Source organism: Variovorax endophyticus, assembly GCF_025376855.1.
Classification (GTDB): Bacteria; Pseudomonadota; Gammaproteobacteria; order Burkholderiales; family Burkholderiaceae_C; genus Variovorax.
Genome location: NZ_JAHUTH010000033.1, coordinates 1 through 18147 on the forward strand (window position 1 = coordinate 1; position 18147 = coordinate 18147).

Below are 18147 nucleotides of genomic sequence, written 5' to 3' on the forward strand. Positions count from 1 at the left end.
CTGCACACGCACCGTGTGCCCCAACGCCACCAGTTTCTTCGCCGTCTCCGGGGTCACGGCCACTCGGGTTTCGCCTGTCGTTGTCTCGGCAGGCACGCCTATCAGCATAGAGTTCTCCTCAGGGCAAGGTGCAGCGCGAAATGCGGGCGAAGCTTACAGCAAGACATTCGGCCCGATCTGTCGCGCAAGGGGCGAAGTATCCATGCTCCAACGTCCGTGGCTGCTGAAAATCTAGCTATCCATTTGATAGCTTATTGGTGATGGATCGAGGCCTTTCCCTCTGACGCGCTGTAAGGAAACCGGTCTCAGGCGGCGCCGGCGCGGCGGCATCGTGCGGCGCAAAAACAACGCCGGCGTTTGCACGAACTTCGTGTCATCTACAGGACAAAGATGTAGGCCTTTGTAATCATTCTTCCATGGATTGATTTAAAAGAAGGGTTCATGTGCATTAGTTGCAGGGCAGATTGCTTACCTTAGACGCAGATAGATACACTTCGCCTCACTTGGAGCCGTACACAGAGGCGGCCCATGGGAGGAAGTAAGGGGGTAAAAAAATGCGCATTGCTGTCCTCGACCACGAGGCCCATCAGAGAAAACTGATTCATCAGACCATGGCGTCGCTCGGGCACGAGTGCCATGAGTACGCGGACGGAAAATCGCTGCTGCATTCGATGCGGCGACAGACCTTCGATCTGCTGCTTCTCGACTGGCACCTGCCCGACATCCGCGGCCTCGACGTGGTGAAGACGATTCGCCACGACCTCAAGAGCCGCTTGCCCGTGCTGTTCGTCACCGCACGGCACGACGACGCAGACATGGTCGCCGGGCTCAACGCGGGAGCCGACGACTTCATGAGCAAGCCGATCCAGGCCACCGAGCTCGAGGCGCGCGTCAACGCCCTGCTGCGGCGCTCGTACCCCGCGCAGCACGAGACCGAGCTGGTCTTCGGCCCCTACCATTTCTATCCACCCTCGCGAACGCTCAAGGTGCGCGGCATGCCGGTCGAGCTCAAGAACCGCGAGTACGAACTGGCGCTGTTCCTGTTCCAGAACCTCGGCCGCCTGCTGTCGCGCGAGCACCTGCACGAAGCGGTATGGGGCCTGGGCGTCGAGGCGCTCTCGCGCTCGCTCGACACCCACATCTCGCGCCTGCGGACCAAGCTCGACCTGCGGCCCGCCAACGGCTTCCTGCTGCTGGCGATCTACGGGCTCGGCTACCGGCTCGAAACGGTCGAAGCCGGCCAGCTCGGCGCACGCGGGGGCGAAGCGCGCAGCTCCTGAGCGGGTTCGCGTCCAATACGGGGATGATTCGCGCGGCGGCGTGCCAGCCCATGGCCCGCCTTCCGCGCGAGCGTCGAAGGAATCCATCCCCATGAACACCACCGTCCGCTGGAAACCCAACGTCACCGTCGCCGCAGTGATCGAACGCGAGGGCCGCTTCCTGCTGGTCGAGGAGCGCACGGAGCAGGGCCTGCGCCTCAACACCCCGGCCGGCCACCTCGATCCCGGCGAATCACCGGCCGAAGGCTGCGCGCGCGAGGCGCTCGAGGAAACAGCCCATGCCTTCGTGCCGACCGCGCTGGTCGGCATCTATCTCGCGCGTTCGGCCGACGATCCCGCCGTGACCTACATGCGCTTCGCCTTCAGCGGCGAGCTCGGCGAACGCGAAGCGGGCCGGGCACTCGACACCGGCATCGTGCGCACGCTCTGGATGACGGCCGACGAGATCCGCGCCAGCGTGGCGCGGCATCGCAGCCCGCTGCTGCTGCAGTGCGTCGAAGACCACCTGGCCGGCCAGCGGCATCCGCTGGACCTGATCCACGTCGACGATTCGGTGCGGCAAGAGCCGCGCTGAGCAAACTCAGACGATCACGCCGCCGCCCAGGCAGCGTTCGCCGTCGTACAGCACCGCCGACTGGCCCGGCGTCACCGCCCATTGCGTCTGGCCGAAGCGCAATGCGAAGGCATCGTCGCGCGGAGCTTCGTCGCCGGCCACCATCTCGCAGGCCGCGTCGGCCTGCCGATAGCGCGACTTGGCCCCATAGGCACCCGGCACCGGCGGCTCGCCCGCCACCCAGCTCGCGTCGTCGGCGCGCAGCGAGGTCGACAGCAGCCAGGGATGGTCATGGCCCTGCACCACCCACAGCGTGTTGTTCTCGACGTCCTTGCGCGCCACGAACCACGGCGAATGGTCGCCCGCGCCGCGTTGCGCGCCCTTTTCCTTCACGCCGCCGATGCCCAGCCCCTGCCGCTGGCCTAGCGTGTAGAAGCTCAGGCCCTGGTGCTCGCCGAGCCTGCGGCCGCGGTCGTCCTTGATCGGGCCCGGTTCCTTCGAGATGTAGCGGTTCAGGAATTCGCGGAACGGCCGCTCGCCGATGAAGCAGATACCGGTCGAGTCCTTCTTCTTCGCGTTCGGCAGGCCGATCTCCTCGGCGATGCGGCGCACCTCGGTCTTGTGCAGCTCGCCGACCGGGAACAGCGTCTTCGACAGCTGCGCCTGGTTCAGGCGGTGGAGGAAGTAGCTCTGGTCCTTCGAGGGGTCGAGCCCCTTGAGCAGCTCGTGCCGGCCCGTGGCCTCGTCGAGCCGCACGCGCGCGTAGTGGCCGGTGGCGATCTTCTCGGCGCCCAGGCGCATCGCATGGTCGAGGAAGGCCTTGAACTTGATCTCGGCATTGCACAGCACGTCGGGATTGGGCGTGCGGCCGGCCTTGTACTCGCGCAGGAACTCGGCGAACACGCGGTCCTTGTAGTCGGCCGCGAAGTTCACGTGCTCGATCTCGATGCCCAGCACGTCGGCCACGCTGGCGGCGTCCACGAAGTCGATGTTCGACGAGCAGTACTCGCTGTCGTCGTCGTCTTCCCAGTTCTTCATGAAGATGCCGACCACCTCGTGCCCCTGCTGCTTGAGCAGGTGCGCGGTCACCGCGGAATCCACACCGCCGCTCAGCCCGACCACGATCCGTTGCTTTGCCATAGGGGCGACATTGTCCCAGCCCCGGCGAGGCGGGGTCGGCGTGGGGGAAATCCGGGGGCGCCCGTTCAGGCGCGCAGGCTGTCGCGGATGCGGGCCAGCAGCTCGTACGAGCGCAGCCGCGAGGCGTGGTCGAAGACCTGCGAGGTGATCATCAGCTCGTCGGCGCCGGTGCGCTCGATGAAGGCCTCGACGCCCGCGCGCACGGTGTCGGGAGAGCCCACGGCCGAGCACGACAGCACCGAGTCGAGCAGCGCGTTCTCGGCCGGGCCGACCTTCTGCCGGTAGCCCTCGACCGGCGGCGGCAGCCGGCCGGGCCGGCCGCTGCGCAGGTTGACGAAAGCCTGCTGCCACGAGGTGGCGCGGAACTCGGCCTCGGCGTCGGTGTCGGCCGCGAACACGTTGAAGCCCAGCATCACGTAGGGCTTGGCAAGCTGCGCCGAGGGCTTGAAGGTCTCGCGGTAGATCTGGATCGCCTGCATCATCTGCTGCGGCGCGAAGTGCGAGGCGAAGGCGTAGGGCAGGCCCAGGTGGGCGGCCAGCTGCGCGCCGAAGGTGCTCGAGCCGAGGATCCACACCGGCACCTCGAGCCCCGCGCCCGGCACGGCGCGCACCGCCTGCTGCGGGTTCTTCGACATGAAGTCCATCAGCTCGATCACGTCCTGCGGGAACTGGTCGGCGTCCGATTCGAGATTGCGGCGCAGCGCGCGCGCGGTGCGCTGGTCGGAACCGGGGGCGCGGCCCAGGCCCAGGTCGACGCGGCCCGGGTAGAGCGACTCGAGGGTGCCGAACTGCTCGGCGATGACCAGCGGCGAATGATTGGGCAGCATCACGCCGCCGGCGCCGATGCGGATCGTCGAGGTGCCCGCGCCCACGTGCGCCAGCAGCACCGCGGTGGCCGCGCTGGCAATGCCCGGCATGCCGTGGTGCTCGGCGAGCCAGTAGCGCCGGTAGCCGAGCTTTTCGCCGTGCTGCGCCAACGACAGCGAGTTGCGAAAGGACTGCGCGGCATCGCTGCCTTCGACGATCGGGGAGAGGTCGAGGATCGAGAAATCGGTCATCCGCCGATCATGGCGCGAAGCGCCCGCGAACGCTGGCTGCGGGGCTATTCGGTTTGGTATAGCGTGCCGACGCTCGCGAAGTCGCGGCCGTTCTGCTCCACGTTGACCTGGAACGGCACGCTCTCGCCGGGCGCGATGGCCGGCAGGTTGTCGACCAGCTTGAAGCCGCTGAGCTGCCCGTCGCGGTCGCGCAGGCTGACCCACAGCCGCACCTTGCCGACGATGGTCGTGCCCGGGTTGCCGACCTTGCCCGTGACCTGCACGCTCTTGTAGAGGAAGCGCTGGCTGAAGTTGAGCAGCACGCTGCCGGTCTCGGCCTTGGTGCCGGTCACCTGCACCTCGAGCGGCGTGCGCGGACCGGGCAGTGCCGCGCGGCGCATCGGCTTCCACTCGACGCGGGTCTGGGTGATGCGGTCGACCTCGCGCGGCTCCAGCAGGATCGGGAAGCGCTCGCCCGGGTAGAGATAGGCCAGGCCCTGGATGGCGGTGGCGCCGTCGGCCTTGCTGCCGCCGAAGCGCGAGATCACGCCGCCGGGCGCGATCACCACCGCCTCCTTGCTGCGGTTCACGAACTCGGTCAGGAACAGCGGCCGCTGGATGTTGCTGCGGCCCGCCACCAGCGGCAGCAGTTCGAGCTCCTTGAGGTCGAAGCGCTCGCTGTCGTCGGCCAGCAGGTCCTCGGTGCTCAGGCGCAGGTCGGCATGGAAGACCTCGGGCGCGCCGGCGGTGCGGATCACGCGGTCGGCGCTGCGCACCGCGCTGCGCGAGCCGCCGGCTTCGACGGTGCTGTAGGCGATGCGGTAATCCCAGGCCGCGACCTGCGCGGCGCGGCCGAAGCGTGCGAGGTCGATGTCGATCGCGCTGCGCGCGCCGGGCGGGATGTCGTTGCCCTGCGCATAGCCGCGGCCGAAGCCGATCACGTTGCCGGCGTCGTCGTAGAGCGTGGCGAGCGCCTCGACGCCGCCGATCGCCGCATCCTTGCGCTCGTTGACCACGCGCCCCACCAGCCGCACGCGGTCGCCCTGCTGCACCAGCCGCAGGCGCGAGAACGCGAGCCGCGGGCCGTCGGCCGAGCGGTAGGGTGCCGACAGGCGCTGCACCTGCAGCTCCTGGCGCGTGACGTTCTTGCCGCTCGGCAGGTCGATCAGCAGCGGCGCGCTCTCGCCGGGCTCGAGCACCGAGATCGGCAGCGATTCGCCGCGCTCCTCGAGCCGCGTCTCGCCGTCGTAGTAGGTGGCCTTGACGCTCGCGCGCTCGAGCGGCTTGCCGGTCTCGTTGCGCGCCACCACCAGCAGCTTGGGCCGCGCCGAGCTGCCGCTGCCCACCAGCACCTGGCGCGGTTCGCCGAGCTTGAGGCCATCGGTGGGAATGTTGCGGTCGACCACCGAGGCGACCGCGGCGCGGCGGCCGCCGTCGGACGTGTCCTTGCGCGTGAACATCTGCACCACCGTCACGAGCAGGGTGATGCCGACCACGGCCGCGACCGCGAAGCCCGCGGTGCGCATCGCCACCTTCTGCCGCGCCGCCTGCTCGTCGGCGAGACGGCGCGCGGCCGCATCCTTGACCTGGTCGAGCACGCGGTCGAGGCGGTCGGAGATGTCGTCCTCCACCAGCGTGACGGAGCCGCAGTGCTGGCAGGTGAATTCGTTGAGGCCGGTGCGCTTGAGCACGCTGCTGCCGCATTCGCCGCACTTGAGCGTCTGGAGATCGATGGTCATGGGAAGCGCTGGTCGTTGTCGTCTTGTTCGTTGGAATGGCACTGGCCGTCGATCGCCTCGCGCAGCGCGGCGCGCAGGCCCTCGATGTCGCCCGCGCGCACTTCGCGCACGCCCTGCCGGCCCGCGAGGCCGCAGGCGGTGGAGGCCACCACCGGCACGCCGGCCGCGAGCGCGCGCAGCGCCGCGCGCGGCGCATGCTCCACATGCGCGGGCAGCACCACCACGCGGGCGCCGTCGAGCCAGTCGCCGCGCGGATCGCGGGCCGCATCCAGCGCGATGCCCTGCCAGAGCGAGGCATCGGCCGATGGCGAGCCGAGCACGCGCAGGCGCCATCCACTGCCGCGCAATGCCGCGGCCAGTTCGCGCGCGCCCTTGCGCGCGAGAGCGCTGGCGGGCAGCACGACCAGCGGCGCGCCGTCGTCCGGTGTCCGATTCGCACGCGGCGACATGCCGGGCAGCACCCATTCGAGCCGCTCCAGCGTGGCCTGCGGCGCCGCGGTGGCCATCACGTCCGCCACCGCCGCATGTGGGGTGACCACCGTGGCCGCGCGCGCGAATGCCTGGGCTTCGGCACGCACCAACGACGGCGCGGCACGGAAGTCGCGCAACGTGGTGTCGTCGGGCCAGCGCGCCGCGGCCGCATCGAGACGTGCCTCGATCTCGGCCATCGGCAGCGCGCCGGCCAGCACGGTGAACGCGCGTCCGTCGAGCGCGCCGAGGCGCTGCAGATGCGGCAGCAGCGCCTGGTCGACCACCAGCTGCGTGTGTTCGGGCCGAAGCCGTGCCGCGAAGGCCCGCGCGAGCCAGCGCTGCGCATCGATCACGCCGGCCTGCCGCCGCCCGCCTTCCCGGCGCGCCCACAGGCGGCGCCACAACGCGCCGCGAACGCTGGCCAGCCAGGGGCGGTGCACCGAGGCCTCACCGCCACGCCAGTCCCTCATCGGCCGCCAGAAAGCCAGCCGCACGGGCGCGCGCTGCATGCGATCGGCCTCGGGATGCCGGGCCTCGAGGTAGCGCGCGAACTCGGGCGTCCATGCGTCGAGCAGCACGGCGGTCCGCCCCTGGGCCGCGACCGGCAGCGCGGGCCGGTGACGGAAGCAGTCGTTGCGGTCGCAGCTCAGGCAGCCGCGCGCCACGGGCGGCGCCAGCGCGTCGGCGCCGGCATCGCGCGGCGCGCGCCACATCACGCGCGGCGCGACCGGCGGCGCATGCGCGCGGATGCGCAGCACCAGCTCGGTGGCGGTGATTTCGACTTCGAGCCGCCACGCATGGCGCGCGCGCAGCTTGAGGTCGACGTAGTTCCAGAACACGGTCGCGTCGACCGCATCGTCGGGCCCGGCCGCGGCCTGCTCGATGCGCGCGGTGTGCGCATGGCGCTCGACCAGTTCGAGCCCCGCGCGAGCGCCGACCGTGGCCAGTGCATTCGAGAGCTGGCAGAGCCCGCCCGCCAGTGTCGGCACCACGCAGCCGCCGCGCAGTTCGCGGCCCTGCACGAAGCCGCGCCATGCGCTGGGCCGGCCGAGCTGGCGCCAGAAGCTCAGCAGCTCGCCCGCGGGCACCTCGATGGCATCGAAGGCGGCGCGCGCCACGCGCAGGTTCTGCACCTTGCCGGCGACCAGCGCGAATTCGTCGTCGCGGCCATCGGTCCACAGCGGGCTGCTGAAGCGCGCCAGCACGGGCGCATCGGCCAGCGCATCGGCCATGGGCCAGCGGCGCGCGGAAGGACGCCAGGTTTCGCGCAACCCATGCGCGATGACCAGCAACCGGGAGCGCAGCCAGAAATCGATCGCATCGATGCGGCGCGGCGGCTGCCAGGCCTGCACGCTCACGCCGATGGGCCTCGCTTGCGCCACTGGCCGAGGTCGACCTCGATGCGTTCGTCGATGTTGCCGCTCCAGTGCACGGCGAAGCCGACGCCCTGGAGCAGCGCGGCGATGCGCTGCCCGACCGCCACGGTATTGGCCTCGCGCCGCGCGATCTCGGGAATCAGGCCGCCGCTGAAGGCCAGGTGCAGCCGGCCGGTGCGCACCGCGCGCTCGAGGTCCTGCGCGTGATAGAAGCAGCAGCCCACGATGCCCGAGGCGTCGCGGCCGGCGGCGCGCCAGGCATCGCGCACGTCGTCCTGGCCGTCGGCCAGCGTGTTGCCCGCGCGGTGCAGCGCGATGATCTTCTCTTCGCGCAGCTGCGCGAACGCGGTCTCGAGGCGGTCGTATTCGGTCTGCGCGGGCCACTCGGCTTCGGCCGCATGCTTGGCGGCGCAGGCGCGCGCGGTCTCGGCCTTGACCCAGGCCCGGTCATCGGAAGTCAGCTCGTCGGGATCGAGGTACTCGTCGGTGATCATCCATTCGACGTCGGCGTCGTGATGAAAGCCTGACCACACGAGATCGTGGATCCTTTGTCGCGTGTCTTCGGTGTCGAGAGTGAGGGCCATGCGTAATGGGTCAGCCGCGCTCGGCGGCGGGGTCGTGCTTGCTTTTGTCGTGGCAGAAGCGCCCGTACATTTTCGCGTGCCCGCACCACAATGGCGCTGTAGGCCGAAAGCATGACGTTGTGCGGTCCATCGAGCCGCGAGCAACATCATCGATCATGCATTGCAGCATGGCAATGCGCCATTCGGCGGACGACGGCTCGTGCGATCGGCCGAATGGGAGAGCGAACCGCACCGCAGCGGTGCAACGTTGCAGTGGCGTGTCGCGGTGTCCCAGCGACCGCGCGGGTTCGCGCGCGACGGCATGGAGGCCAAAAGCGCTCGATACGCCGCATGCGGCTCTGTGCGATTTGCGCGACAGACCCGGTTTCACGGCCGCATCGGCCGCGAAGTGCGCTGCATCCGCCGTTAATGCTTTGGATTGACCGACATCCAAGCGAAAGGCCGGCCCCTGCTTTCGCAAGGGCCGGCCTCCGGGTGGCTAAACCACTCGACTCACCGCGGGAGCGAGCCCCGCGATGCGACCGAGTTCTGGGCGCCGATTACAGCGGCAGCGAGTCGCCGCGGGCAGCGGCGCGGGCTTGTGCGCGCACCGCATTGCGGTCCACGGTGCTGGCGACCAGCGGCGCCACGCCCGACGAGGCGCCTTCGGCGTACGGGTCGGCGCTGTGCGCAGCGGCAACGGCTTCGGCACGGACGGCGGCACGGCTGGTATCCGAGGCGACCACCTGGGCCGGGCCGGCGTTGGCGCCTTCGGCATAGGGGTCGGCGCTGCGGGCGGCGATGACGGCCTGGCCGGCGACTTCGGCGCGGCTGGCGGCCGAGGTCAGGGGATGCACACCCTCATAGGTTTCTGCATGGGCTGCACCGGCAGCGGCGAGCAGGGAGAGGGCAACGGCGGAGAGGAGCTTCGAGGCGTTCATTTTGAGTATTCCTTCAATTCTTGTGACTTGACTTTGGATGATTCGAACCGGTCTTGGTGGGGCGCCGTCCCTTCGGGGGCGGCCACCTCGTCAGTGCCTGTTCACCCAGATCAGTCGCTGCCTTCTGCTTGTCTTGGAGTCGGCGGCTGGTCCGTGAGACGAATTGTGCGCCTCGAATCTAGGTAAAAACCCTAGGCAAATGGAACCGCGGCGTTCACGGGAAGGAAACAATCGATGGTCCGCGTCCGACATGGAGGGGCTTTCCCCGGAGGGATAGAGTCGCCCCATGCGTGCGGCCAACCCCACCCTTTCTCTCTCGCCATGGGGCGAAGCCGACGATGTCTGGCGCCGTCTCGCGGGCAGTTGGACCTTCGAACGCGCGATCGAAGGCCAGGCCTCGATGCACGGCACCGCTGTCTTCCATGCCGTGCCCGACGCGATACCCGCGACCCTGCACTGTCGCGAGCAAGGCCGGCTGCGCCTGCTCGACGGCCGCAGCTTCGACGCCCACCGCGAGTACCTGTACCAGGGCAGTCCCGGCGGTTTCGCGGTGCTGTTCGCCGAACGGCCGCCACGCCTGTTCCACGAGATCGCGCTGCTGCCGGGCGACGACGGCGACACGGCCTGGACCGGCACCGCCGCGCACCTGTGCGCCGCCGACCTCTACGACAGCCTCTACCGCTTCCTGGACGATGGCAGCTTCACGCTGCGCCACACCGTGCGCGGTCCACGCAAGGACTACGTGAGCCTCACGAACTTCCGCCGCGCAGCCTGCTGATCAGCGCCCGAGCCGCGCCGCGAGCGCATCGGCCACGCGCTCCGCGGTCTGCAGCGTGCGGATGGTCAGCGGCGCCAGCAGCCGCAGCCCGCCGCCCCGGCCAGCGCGCGCACGATGCGCGTCGTCGAGCCGCTGCCACTGCACGTAGAAGTTCTCGGCGAACCGCAGCGTGAGCCCGAGGCCGAGCGCGATGCGGTCGGTGGGCACGCCCAGGCGGCGCAGCGGATGCAGCACCGTCTCGAGCACCGCGAGCAGGTCCTCGAAGCGCGTGGTCAGCGTCAGCATCAGCGCGAGCACTGCGGCGGTGGCGATGCGCAGCGCGCTCGCCACGCCGAGCAGCGTGGTTCCGAGCAGTGCATGGAAGCCGACGATGAGCGCGCAGGCGATCGCAATGCCGAACAGCGTGCGCACCCGGCCCCAAGCAGGTCGGCCGAGCGAGGCGAACAGCGCGAGCGACAGTCCGCAGGCCGCGCCCAGCAGCGCAGGCCGGTTGGTCAGCACGAGCGCGGTGCCGCCGGCCGACAGCAGCGCGAGCTTGAGCCACGCCGGCACCGCGTGCATCCAGGTGCGCCTGTCGAGATAGAGGCTACGCATGCGGCAGGTCCATCGCCGCGCGTTGCCGCACGTCCTGCGCATAGGCCTCGCAGACCTCGCGGCCCGGGCCGTCGGCCCGCACCCGGCCCTGCGCCAGCCACAGCACGCGCTCGAAATCGTGCACGTGCTCGAGCACATGCGTGGACACCAGCACCTGCTGGTCGCTCGCGGCGAGCTGCGCCGACAGCCGGGCCTGGCTCAGCAGGTCAAGGCTCGCGAACGGTTCGTCGAGCAGCAAGGTGGCGGGCCGGCTGATCAGCAATGCCAGCAGGCAGACCTGCTGGCGCTGGCCCTGGCTCAGTTCGCCGATGGCGCGCTCGGCCCAGGCCGCAAGGCCGCGCCGCGCGAGGAAGTCGCGCGCCTGCCGGCGTGCCTCGGCACGCGATTCGCCGCGCGCCGTGAGGCTGAAGGCCAGTTCCTCGGCCACGGTCGGAAAGATGATCTGGTCGTCGGGGTTCTGGAACATCAGGCCCACGTGCTGCGAGAGCCGGCGGCGGTCGACCACCGTGTCGCAGCCATGCACGCGCACGCTGCCCGAGCCCGGCTGCTCCAGCCCGCTGATCAGGCGGAACAGGCTGCTCTTGCCGGCACCGTTGTCGCCGATCACGCCGATGCGCGCCTCGCGCAACGCGAGCGAGAGGTCGTCGAACACGCGCTGCGCGCCGCGCTCCAGCACGACGGATTCGAGACGGATGCCGTGGTCGGCGGAGGAGGAGGGATCGGTGTGCGACGGCAAGGGGCCGCCACTGTACCCGACGGCTCGCGCCCCTTGGGGATGTCAGGCCCGCACCAGCGGCAGCCACAGCAGGAAGCGCGTACCCGCCGCATCCGACTCCCACGCCACGTGCCCTTGCACCGCCAGCGCGCGGCGCTGCATGTTCTGCAGGCCGCGGCCCCGGCCGCCGGTCAGGGCCTGCTCGACGTCGAAGCCCTGGCCGTTGTCCTCGATGCGCACCCACACGTGCGCGGCATCCGTGCCGGTCGCCACGCGGATGGTGGTGGCGCGCGTGTGGCGCAGGGTGTTGGAGATGCTTTCCTGCACGATGCGCAGCACGTGCAGCGCGCTCGACGGATCGAGCCACGGCAGCGGCGGGATCTCCTGCACCTCCCAGGTCAGCGACACGCCCATGCCCTCGAGCCGCGGGCCGAGCCGGTAGCGCAGGGTCGCGAGCAGCAGCAGCAGGTCGGCGTCGATCGGCTCCATCGAGTCGATCGTGAGCTTCAGGTCGTCGAGGCAGCCCTGGAGGATCTGCGACACCTTCTGGTCGCTGAGCCGGCCCTCCTCCACCGAGCGGATCGCGCTGATCAGCGAGGAGCCCAGCCCGTCGTGCATGTCCTGCATCAGCCGCTGGCGCTCGTCGCTGATGGTCTTCTGCCGCTCGACCTCGCGCAGCCGGCGATGGCTCAGGTCGAGCTCGCTCTCGCGCGCCTGCAACCGCTGCGCGAGGCTGGCATTGACGCGCTCCACCTCGCCGATCGCGTGCACGTAGCGCCGATACAGCAGGATGCCGAAGACGGCGAAGGTGACGGCGTTGGTGTAGGCGCCCAGGTACCAGCCCTCGGGGCTCACGATGTTGTTCTGCACCATCCAGTCGGTGGCGCCGAGCAGCACGCACACGCCGATGCCGGCCGCCACCAGCCGCCCCTCGGGCGAACGGCGCCAGGCGCTGATGCCGCCCACCAGCCCCACCACCGTGGCCATGCCCGCCACCACCAGGTAGATCAGCGGCGTGACCTGCGGCGTGTTCGGCAGCAGCGCGATGCCGGGCAGGGTCAGCACGCTGACCAGCAAGGTGATCGTCGTCACGGCCCAGGTCAGCAGCGTGAGCGGCCGCTCGTGCAGCTGTCGCAGCGCGTAGTGCACCACCGCCACCAGCCAGAACAGCGCATTGACCGTGAGCCAGGCGAACCAGTCGTTGGCGATCGGCAGCGAGACGTAGAAATGCAGCCCGCGCAGGTACGAGGTGGTAGCGAGGTTGAAGAACAGCAGGTAGCCGGTCTCGTGGCGGCGCCACAGCCACACGAACAGCGCGAACACGCCCACCGCCATGAAGGCCGCGCTCAGCATCGCGGGCAGCTCCTGCTGCAGCCACTGGCGCATCTGGTAGCGGCCCTTGAGCGCGTCGACCGGCCCCAGCCACAGCGAGGCGATGCCCACCTGCGCGGCGCGGGTGTGCTCGAGCCGGATCAGGATCTCGGCCGGCCGCGCGGCCGAGCCGTCGTCGCGCTGCTCGAACACCACCCACAGCGGCGTGCGCGTGCTGTTCCACAGCGGTCCCAGTTCCTGCGCGCGATACACCAGCCGGCCATCGGCATAGATCGCGATCGTGCCGTCGGTCTTCACGCGCGAGCCGTACAGCGCGAGCGGACCGCGCAGCCCGGGATGGGGCGGCACCTTCAGCCGCAGCCAGGTGGTGCGCGTCTCCTTGCCCGGGTCCGAGATCGTGTTGGCGTCGGCCTGGTCGAGCAGCGCGATCGGCAGCGCCAGCGGCAGCTCGACCGGTTGCCAGGCATCGGGCAATTGCTGGCCGCTGAAGATCAGCGGCGGCGCCATGAAACCGTTCGCGCGCTGCACCTGCCAGTCGGCCCGCGTGATGTGCTGCGTCGCGCCCGGGGGGTACTTGCCGCCCGAGTGGTCGCCGAAGAAGGCCCCCATGGCGACCAGCAGCGCCACCGACACGACGAACACCAGGCAGGCGATCGGCGACGGCAGGCGTGCCTTCGCCCGGGCCAGGGGCCCCTCGCCTTCGCGGCGGACGTCGGTGGAAGCGTTTTTGGAGAACAAGGCGCGCCGGATGCGGAGGATTCGGCGCGAATTGTCGGGCAGAGCCCCGGCGCCGCGCCATGCCGGCGGGGCAAGAGGCGCGTTTGCCCTACACCGGCCCGTTGCACCGGCCGTCAGTGCCGCTCGACGAATGCCCGGATCGACGCGACGATGCCTGCCGCATCGAGGCCCTGCAACGCGAGCAGTTCGCCCCGATCTCCATGCCCGATGAAGACATCGGGCAGGCCCAGGCGCAGCAGCCGCACCGGCAGCCCCTCCATCGCGATGCGCTCCGCGCAGGCCGCGCCCGCGCCACCGATGACCGAGGCCTCCTCGAGCGTGACGAGCACCTCGTGCGTCGCGGCCAGGTCGAGCAGCAACGCCTCGTCGAGCGGCTTGACGAAGCGCATGTTGGCGACGCTCGCGTCGAGCGCCTCGGCGGCCTCCATCGCGGCATGGAGCAAGGGCCCGAAGGCGAGCAGCGCCACCCTGACGGGCCTGTTGCCCGTCGACCTGCGCACGACCACGCCGCGGCCGAGTGCCAAGGGCTGGTCCGTGCGAACGCCGTCGTCCGCGGGGACGACGGCCCTCGGGTAGCGCACCGCCGACGGCCCGTCGTGATCCAACCCCAGCGCGAGCATCCGCCGGCACTCGTGCCCGTCGGCCGGCGTCATCAGCAACAGGTTCGGAACGCAGCGCAGCGCCGCCACGTCGAAGGCGCCCAGGTGCGTGGCACCGTCCCCGCCCGCGATTCCCGCGCGGTCGATCGCGAACAGCACCGGCAGGTTCTGCAGGCAGACGTCGTGGACGAGCTGGTCGTAGCCGCGCTGCAGGAAGGTCGAATAGATCGCCACGATCGGCCGCATGCCAGCCACGGCGAGTCCCGCGGCCAGCGTCACCGCATGCTGCTCCGCGATGGCGGCGTCCACGAAGCGCGCCGGGAATCGCCGCTCGAAATCGACCAGGCAGGAGCCCTCGCGCATCGCGGGCGTGATCGCGACGATGGCCGGGTCGTCGGCCGCCGCGTCGCACACCCATTGGCCGAAGACCTGGCTGAAGCTCGGGCGGCTCGCGGCCTTGGCGGCCACGCCCACGGCGAGGTCGAAGGGGCCGGGCCCGTGGTAGGTGGTCGGGTCGGCCTCGGCCGGCGCATAGCCCCTGCCCTTTTGCGTGACGACGTGGAGGACCTGCGGCGCGCGCGATCGCTTCGCGGCGCGGAACGCGGCCACGAGCGCCTCGGCATCGTGGCCGTCGATGGGGCCGGTGTAGCGCAGGCCCAGCAGCTCGAACAGCGAGCGGTGGTCGGCGCGAGCGGATGCGCCCCGCTCGACCAGGCCGCGCAGGTGCTGGTGCAGCGCGCCCAGCGCGGGCGAGATCGACATCCCGTTGTCGTTGAGCACCACGACGAGCGGCAGGGCCGCGAAGCTGCCCGCATGGTTGAGCGCCTCGAAGGTCATTCCCGCCGAGAGCGCGCCGTCGCCGACGATGGCGACGGCATGCCTGCCGTCGTCCCGCATGCCCATCGCGATGCCCACCGCCGCCGAGACGGCGGTGCCCGCATGGCCGGCACCGAAGGGATCGTAGGGCGACTCGTCCCTCGAGGTGAACCCCGACAGGCCGCCGACCTTGCGCAAAGTGGCCATCGCCGGGCCACGGCCCGTGAGGATCTTGTGCGCATAGCACTGGTGGCCGACATCCCAGACCAGCGCATCGCGCGGCGTGTCGAAGACGTGGTGCAAGGCAAGGGTGAGCTCGACCACGCCGAGGTTCGAGGCGAGATGGCCGCCCGTTCGCGACACGCTGCGCAGCAGCGCGCTTCGGAGATCGGTGGCCACTTCGACGAGGTCCGCGGGATCGAGGTCGCGCAACTGCGCGGGCGTGGGAAAGCTGGATGACGGGTCGGAGGGCGGCATGGATGCCTTTGGGTTCTCGAGGGGTTGTCTTCGGCCCCGGCGGGCGCCATGGGCATGGGTACGGATCTGCCACACCAATAGTTGCTATCGCATGCAGATAGATCCGCCGAGATCGAGGTCATGGCGGCGAATCATGGCCAATTCAGCCTTCTTCATCCCCCACATCGCCTCGATCCACGCCAGGCAGGTTACATCACAACTGATTGCATTTGCAATGAACTAGGGATACATTGCCGTTGCGCATTGCACGATTCATATCCACATAATGAAATTTAGAGGCGATGCGAACGACGTTCGAACAACGAACCGCACAACGAAGGAGCAACGAATGAACGACTTGGCGAGCGCGGACGACATCGATCCGCAAGAGACACGCGAATGGCTCGACGCCATGCGCGCCGTGGTGATCCACGAAGGCCGCGACCGGGCCCATTACCTGCTGGACCAGTTGATCGAGCAGGACCACGCGGCCGCGGGCCGCTATGCCGCGCCGCGCACCACGCCCTACGTGAACACCGTGCGCGTCGCCGACCAGCCGGCCTTTCCGGGCGACGTGAACATCGAGTTGCGGCTCGACGCCTACCTGCGCTGGAATGCGATGGCGCTGGTGCTGCGCGCGGGCAAGCACTCGGGCGTCGGCGGCCACATCGCGACCTATGCCTCGGCCACCACGCTCTACGAGACCGGCTACCGGCACTTCTTCCGCGCCGCCACGCCCGGGTTCCTCGGCGACATGCTCTACATCCAGGGCCATTCCTCGCCCGGCATCTATGCGCGCGCCTACCTCGAGGGGCGCCTGTCGGAGCAGCAGATGGACCGCTTCCGGCGCGAGATCGGCGGCGGCCTCGCCTCCTACCCGCATCCGCGCACGATGCCGGACTTCTGGCAGTTCCCGACCGTCTCGATGGGCCTCGGTCCGCTGATGGCGGCCTACCAGGGACGCTACATGCGCTACCTCGAGGACCGCGGGCTGATCCCGGCGCAGGGCCGCAAGGTCTGGGCCTTCCTCGGCGACGGCGAGCAGGACCAGCCCGAGACCCTGGCCGCGGTCGCAATGGCGGGCCGCGAGAAGCTCGACAACCTGATCTTCGTGGTGAACTGCAACCTGCAGCGCCTCGACGGCCCGGTGCGCGGCAACGCCAAGATCATCCAGGAGCTCGAGAGCGTCTACCGCGGCGCGGGCTGGAACGTGATCAAGGTCGTCTGGGGCAGCGGCTGGGACGAACTGCTGGCGCAGGACCACGACGGCCGGCTGCACCGGCGCATGATGGAATGCGTCGACGGCGAGTACCAGGCCTTCAAGGCGCACGGCGGCGACTACGTGCGCGAACACTTCTTCGGCAAGGACCCCGAGCTGCGCCAGCGGGTCGCGCACCTGAGCGACGCGCAGATCGGCGCCCTCGCCCGCGGCGGCCACGACCCGCTCAAGGTGCATGCGGCCTATGCCGCCGCCGTGCGCCACCAAGGCCAGCCGACCGTGATCCTCGCCAAGACGGTGAAGGGCTACGGCATGGGCGCCGCCGGCGAAGCGGCCAACATCAACCACCAGCTGAAGAAGATGGGCGACCCGGCCGTGCGTGCCTTCCGCGACCGCTTCGCGATCCCGGTGCCCGACGAACGGCTCGAGGAGATCCCGTACATCAAGCCCGCGCCCGGCAGCCCCGAAGCCGCCTGCCTCGAGGCTGGCCTCCAGCGCGCCGGCGGGCTCCTGCCGTCACGCTCGCGCGGACCGGGCCCGCTGGCAACGCCCGCGCTCGCGGCCTTCGCGAGCCACCTGCAAAGCAGCGGCGAGCGCGAGTACGCCACCACCATGGCCTTCGTGCGCATCCTCGCGCAACTGCTCAAGGACCCGGTGCTGGGCCCGCGCGTGGTACCGATCGTGCCCGACGAGTCACGCACCTTCGGCATGGACGGCATGTTCCGCCAGGTCGGCATCTACTCGCACGTGGGCCAGCTCTACACGCCGCAGGATGCCGACCAGCTGAGCTTCTACAAGGAGGACCGCCAGGGACAGATCCTGCAGGAAGGCATCAACGAATCGGGCGCGATGTCGTCCTGGATCGCGGCGGCGACGGCGCACAGCACGCACGGCGTCGCCACCATCCCGTTCTACATCTTCTATTCGATGTTCGGCTTCCAGCGCGTGGGCGACCTGGCCTGGGCGGCCGGCGACATCCGCGCGCGCGGCTTCCTGCTGGGCGCGACCTCGGGCCGCACCACGCTCGAGGGCGAGGGCCTGCAGCACGACGACGGCCACAGCCACGTGCTGTCGTCGGTGATCCCGTCCTGCGTGTCCTACGACCCCGCCTACTCGTACGAGATCGCGGTGATCGTGCAGGACGGGCTGCGCAGGATGTACGGCGAGCCGCAGGAGGACGTCTTCTACTACCTCACGCTGATCAACGAGAAGAGCGCGCATCCGGCGATGCCCGAGGGTGCCGAGGAAGGCATCGTGAAAGGCATGTACCGCCTGAAGCGGGGCGCCCGTGCCGCCGGCGCGCCGCACGTGCAGCTGATGGGCAGCGGCGCGATCCTCTCCGAGGTGATCGCGGCCGCTGCGCTGCTGGAGCGCGACTTCGGCGTGAGCGCCGACATCTGGAGCGTCACGAGTTTCTCGGAGCTGCGCCGCGACGGCCTCGAAGCCGAACGCTGGAACCGCCTGCATCCGGCGCAGGCGCCGCGCCCTTCGTACGTCGCGCACTGCCTGGCCGGCGAGGATGGACCGGCGATCGCCGCCACCGACTACATGAAGATCGTGCCCGACCAGATCCGCCCCTTCGTCGGCGATCGCCGCTTCGTGACCCTGGGCACCGACGGCTTCGGCCGCTCCGACACGCGCGAAGCGCTGCGCGCCTTCTTCGAGGTCGACCGCCATCACGTCGCGCTCGCGGCGCTCAAGGCGCTGGCCGACGACGGCACGGTCGACGCGGAACTGCCGGCGCGGGCCCTGTCGCTCTACGGCATCGACCCCGAAGCCAGGTACGCGGCGCTGCCCTGA

The 18147-nt window shown here is 70.0% G+C and carries 16 protein-coding genes; 4 read left to right on the forward strand and 12 right to left on the reverse strand.

Features of this window, described 5'->3' with window-relative positions; genetic code table 11:
- On the reverse strand, positions 1-108 hold a 108-nt coding region (locus KV106_RS32365), incomplete at its 3' end, for a hypothetical protein (RefSeq protein WP_261215611.1).
- A gap of 446 nt (positions 109-554) precedes the next feature.
- Here KV106_RS32365 and KV106_RS32370 point away from each other — a divergent pair.
- Together KV106_RS32370 and KV106_RS32375 are read left to right on the forward strand one after the other, a co-directional pair.
- The gene (locus KV106_RS32370; RefSeq protein WP_261215433.1) at positions 555-1280 is read left to right on the forward strand and encodes a response regulator transcription factor; all 726 of its coding nucleotides are present in this window, start codon (positions 555-557) and stop codon (positions 1278-1280) included.
- A gap of 91 nt (positions 1281-1371) precedes the next feature.
- On the forward strand, positions 1372-1854 hold the full coding sequence (locus tag KV106_RS32375) for an NUDIX hydrolase (protein WP_057597609.1): 483 nt from the start codon (positions 1372-1374) through the stop codon (positions 1852-1854).
- Positions 1855-1860: 6 nt separating this feature from the next.
- On the opposite strand, the gene mnmA is transcribed toward KV106_RS32375, so the two are convergent.
- From mnmA to KV106_RS32410, 7 genes are all read right to left on the reverse strand, one after another.
- Positions 1861-2973, reverse strand: coding sequence for a tRNA 2-thiouridine(34) synthase MnmA (gene mnmA, locus KV106_RS32380; protein WP_261215434.1), 1113 nt, complete (start codon positions 2971-2973; stop codon positions 1861-1863).
- A gap of 65 nt (positions 2974-3038) precedes the next feature.
- Complete coding sequence (locus KV106_RS32385) at positions 3039-4031, reverse strand: LLM class flavin-dependent oxidoreductase (RefSeq protein WP_261215435.1); 993 nt, start codon at positions 4029-4031, stop codon at positions 3039-3041.
- 44 nt (positions 4032-4075) lie between these two features.
- Entirely contained in the window at positions 4076-5749 is a 1674-nt protein-coding gene (locus KV106_RS32390) for a TFIIB-type zinc ribbon-containing protein (protein WP_261215436.1), read from the reverse strand.
- A complete protein-coding gene (locus tag KV106_RS32395; RefSeq protein ID WP_261215438.1) occupies positions 5746-7578 on the reverse strand; it encodes a VanW family protein in 1833 nt (610 codons plus the stop codon). The genes KV106_RS32390 and KV106_RS32395 overlap by 4 nt, the downstream gene beginning before the upstream one ends.
- Positions 7575-8129 (reverse strand): DUF6891 domain-containing protein, encoded by a 555-nt coding sequence (locus KV106_RS32400; protein ID WP_261215440.1) that lies wholly within the window; start codon positions 8127-8129, stop codon positions 7575-7577. Before KV106_RS32400 ends, KV106_RS32395 begins: the two co-directional genes overlap by 4 nt.
- 61 nt (positions 8130-8190) lie before the next feature.
- Positions 8191-8640, reverse strand: coding sequence for a hypothetical protein (locus tag KV106_RS32405; RefSeq protein WP_261215442.1), 450 nt, complete (start codon positions 8638-8640; stop codon positions 8191-8193).
- A 79-nt stretch (positions 8641-8719) separates the two neighbouring features.
- Complete coding sequence (locus KV106_RS32410) at positions 8720-9100, reverse strand: helicase SNF2 (protein WP_261215444.1); 381 nt, start codon at positions 9098-9100, stop codon at positions 8720-8722.
- A 286-nt stretch (positions 9101-9386) separates the two neighbouring features.
- Here KV106_RS32410 and KV106_RS32415 point away from each other — a divergent pair, with 286 nt between their 5' ends.
- Positions 9387-9878: a DUF6314 family protein gene (locus KV106_RS32415; RefSeq protein ID WP_261215446.1), complete on the forward strand. Its 492-nt coding sequence runs from the start codon at positions 9387-9389 to the stop codon at positions 9876-9878.
- Here KV106_RS32415 and KV106_RS32420 read toward each other — a convergent pair whose 3' ends face one another.
- The 4 genes from KV106_RS32420 to KV106_RS32435 all read right to left on the reverse strand — a co-directional run bounded on the left by KV106_RS32420 (position 9879) and on the right by KV106_RS32435 (position 15149).
- On the reverse strand, positions 9879-10472 hold the full coding sequence (locus KV106_RS32420) for an energy-coupling factor transporter transmembrane component T family protein (protein WP_261215448.1): 594 nt from the start codon (positions 10470-10472) through the stop codon (positions 9879-9881).
- Complete coding sequence (locus tag KV106_RS32425) at positions 10465-11208, reverse strand: energy-coupling factor ABC transporter ATP-binding protein (protein WP_261215450.1); 744 nt, start codon at positions 11206-11208, stop codon at positions 10465-10467. The genes KV106_RS32420 and KV106_RS32425 overlap by 8 nt, the downstream gene beginning before the upstream one ends.
- Before the next feature lie 42 nt (positions 11209-11250).
- Positions 11251-13128, reverse strand: coding sequence for a sensor histidine kinase (locus KV106_RS32430; protein WP_261215612.1), 1878 nt, complete (start codon positions 13126-13128; stop codon positions 11251-11253).
- Between the two features lie 242 nt (positions 13129-13370).
- The gene (locus KV106_RS32435) at positions 13371-15149 is read right to left on the reverse strand and encodes a 1-deoxy-D-xylulose-5-phosphate synthase (RefSeq protein ID WP_261215452.1); all 1779 of its coding nucleotides are present in this window, start codon (positions 15147-15149) and stop codon (positions 13371-13373) included.
- A gap of 328 nt (positions 15150-15477) precedes the next feature.
- Here KV106_RS32435 and aceE point away from each other — a divergent pair, with 328 nt between their 5' ends.
- Positions 15478-18147 (forward strand): pyruvate dehydrogenase (acetyl-transferring), homodimeric type, encoded by a 2670-nt coding sequence (gene aceE, locus KV106_RS32440; RefSeq protein ID WP_261215453.1) that lies wholly within the window; start codon positions 15478-15480, stop codon positions 18145-18147.

Excerpts from the sequence above, each read along its gene's own strand:
- KV106_RS32370 (WP_261215433.1), top strand. The coding sequence starts at position 555 with ATGCGCATTGCTGTCCTCGACCACGAGGCCCATCAGAGAAAACTGATT.
- KV106_RS32375 (WP_057597609.1), top strand. The coding sequence starts at position 1,372 with ATGAACACCACCGTCCGCTGGAAACCCAACGTCACCGTCGCCGCAGTG.
- mnmA (WP_261215434.1), bottom strand. The coding sequence starts at position 2,973 with ATGGCAAAGCAACGGATCGTGGTCGGGCTGAGCGGCGGTGTGGATTCC.
- KV106_RS32385 (WP_261215435.1), bottom strand. The coding sequence starts at position 4,031 with ATGACCGATTTCTCGATCCTCGACCTCTCCCCGATCGTCGAAGGCAGC.
- KV106_RS32390 (WP_261215436.1), bottom strand. The coding sequence starts at position 5,749 with ATGACCATCGATCTCCAGACGCTCAAGTGCGGCGAATGCGGCAGCAGC.
- KV106_RS32410 (WP_261215444.1), bottom strand. The coding sequence starts at position 9,100 with ATGAACGCCTCGAAGCTCCTCTCCGCCGTTGCCCTCTCCCTGCTCGCC.
- KV106_RS32415 (WP_261215446.1), top strand. The coding sequence starts at position 9,387 with ATGCGTGCGGCCAACCCCACCCTTTCTCTCTCGCCATGGGGCGAAGCC.
- KV106_RS32420 (WP_261215448.1), bottom strand. The coding sequence starts at position 10,472 with ATGCGTAGCCTCTATCTCGACAGGCGCACCTGGATGCACGCGGTGCCG.
- KV106_RS32430 (WP_261215612.1), bottom strand. The coding sequence starts at position 13,128 with ATGGGGGCCTTCTTCGGCGACCACTCGGGCGGCAAGTACCCCCCGGGC.
- KV106_RS32435 (WP_261215452.1), bottom strand. The coding sequence starts at position 15,149 with ATGCCGCCCTCCGACCCGTCATCCAGCTTTCCCACGCCCGCGCAGTTG.
- aceE (WP_261215453.1), top strand. The coding sequence starts at position 15,478 with ATGAACGACTTGGCGAGCGCGGACGACATCGATCCGCAAGAGACACGC.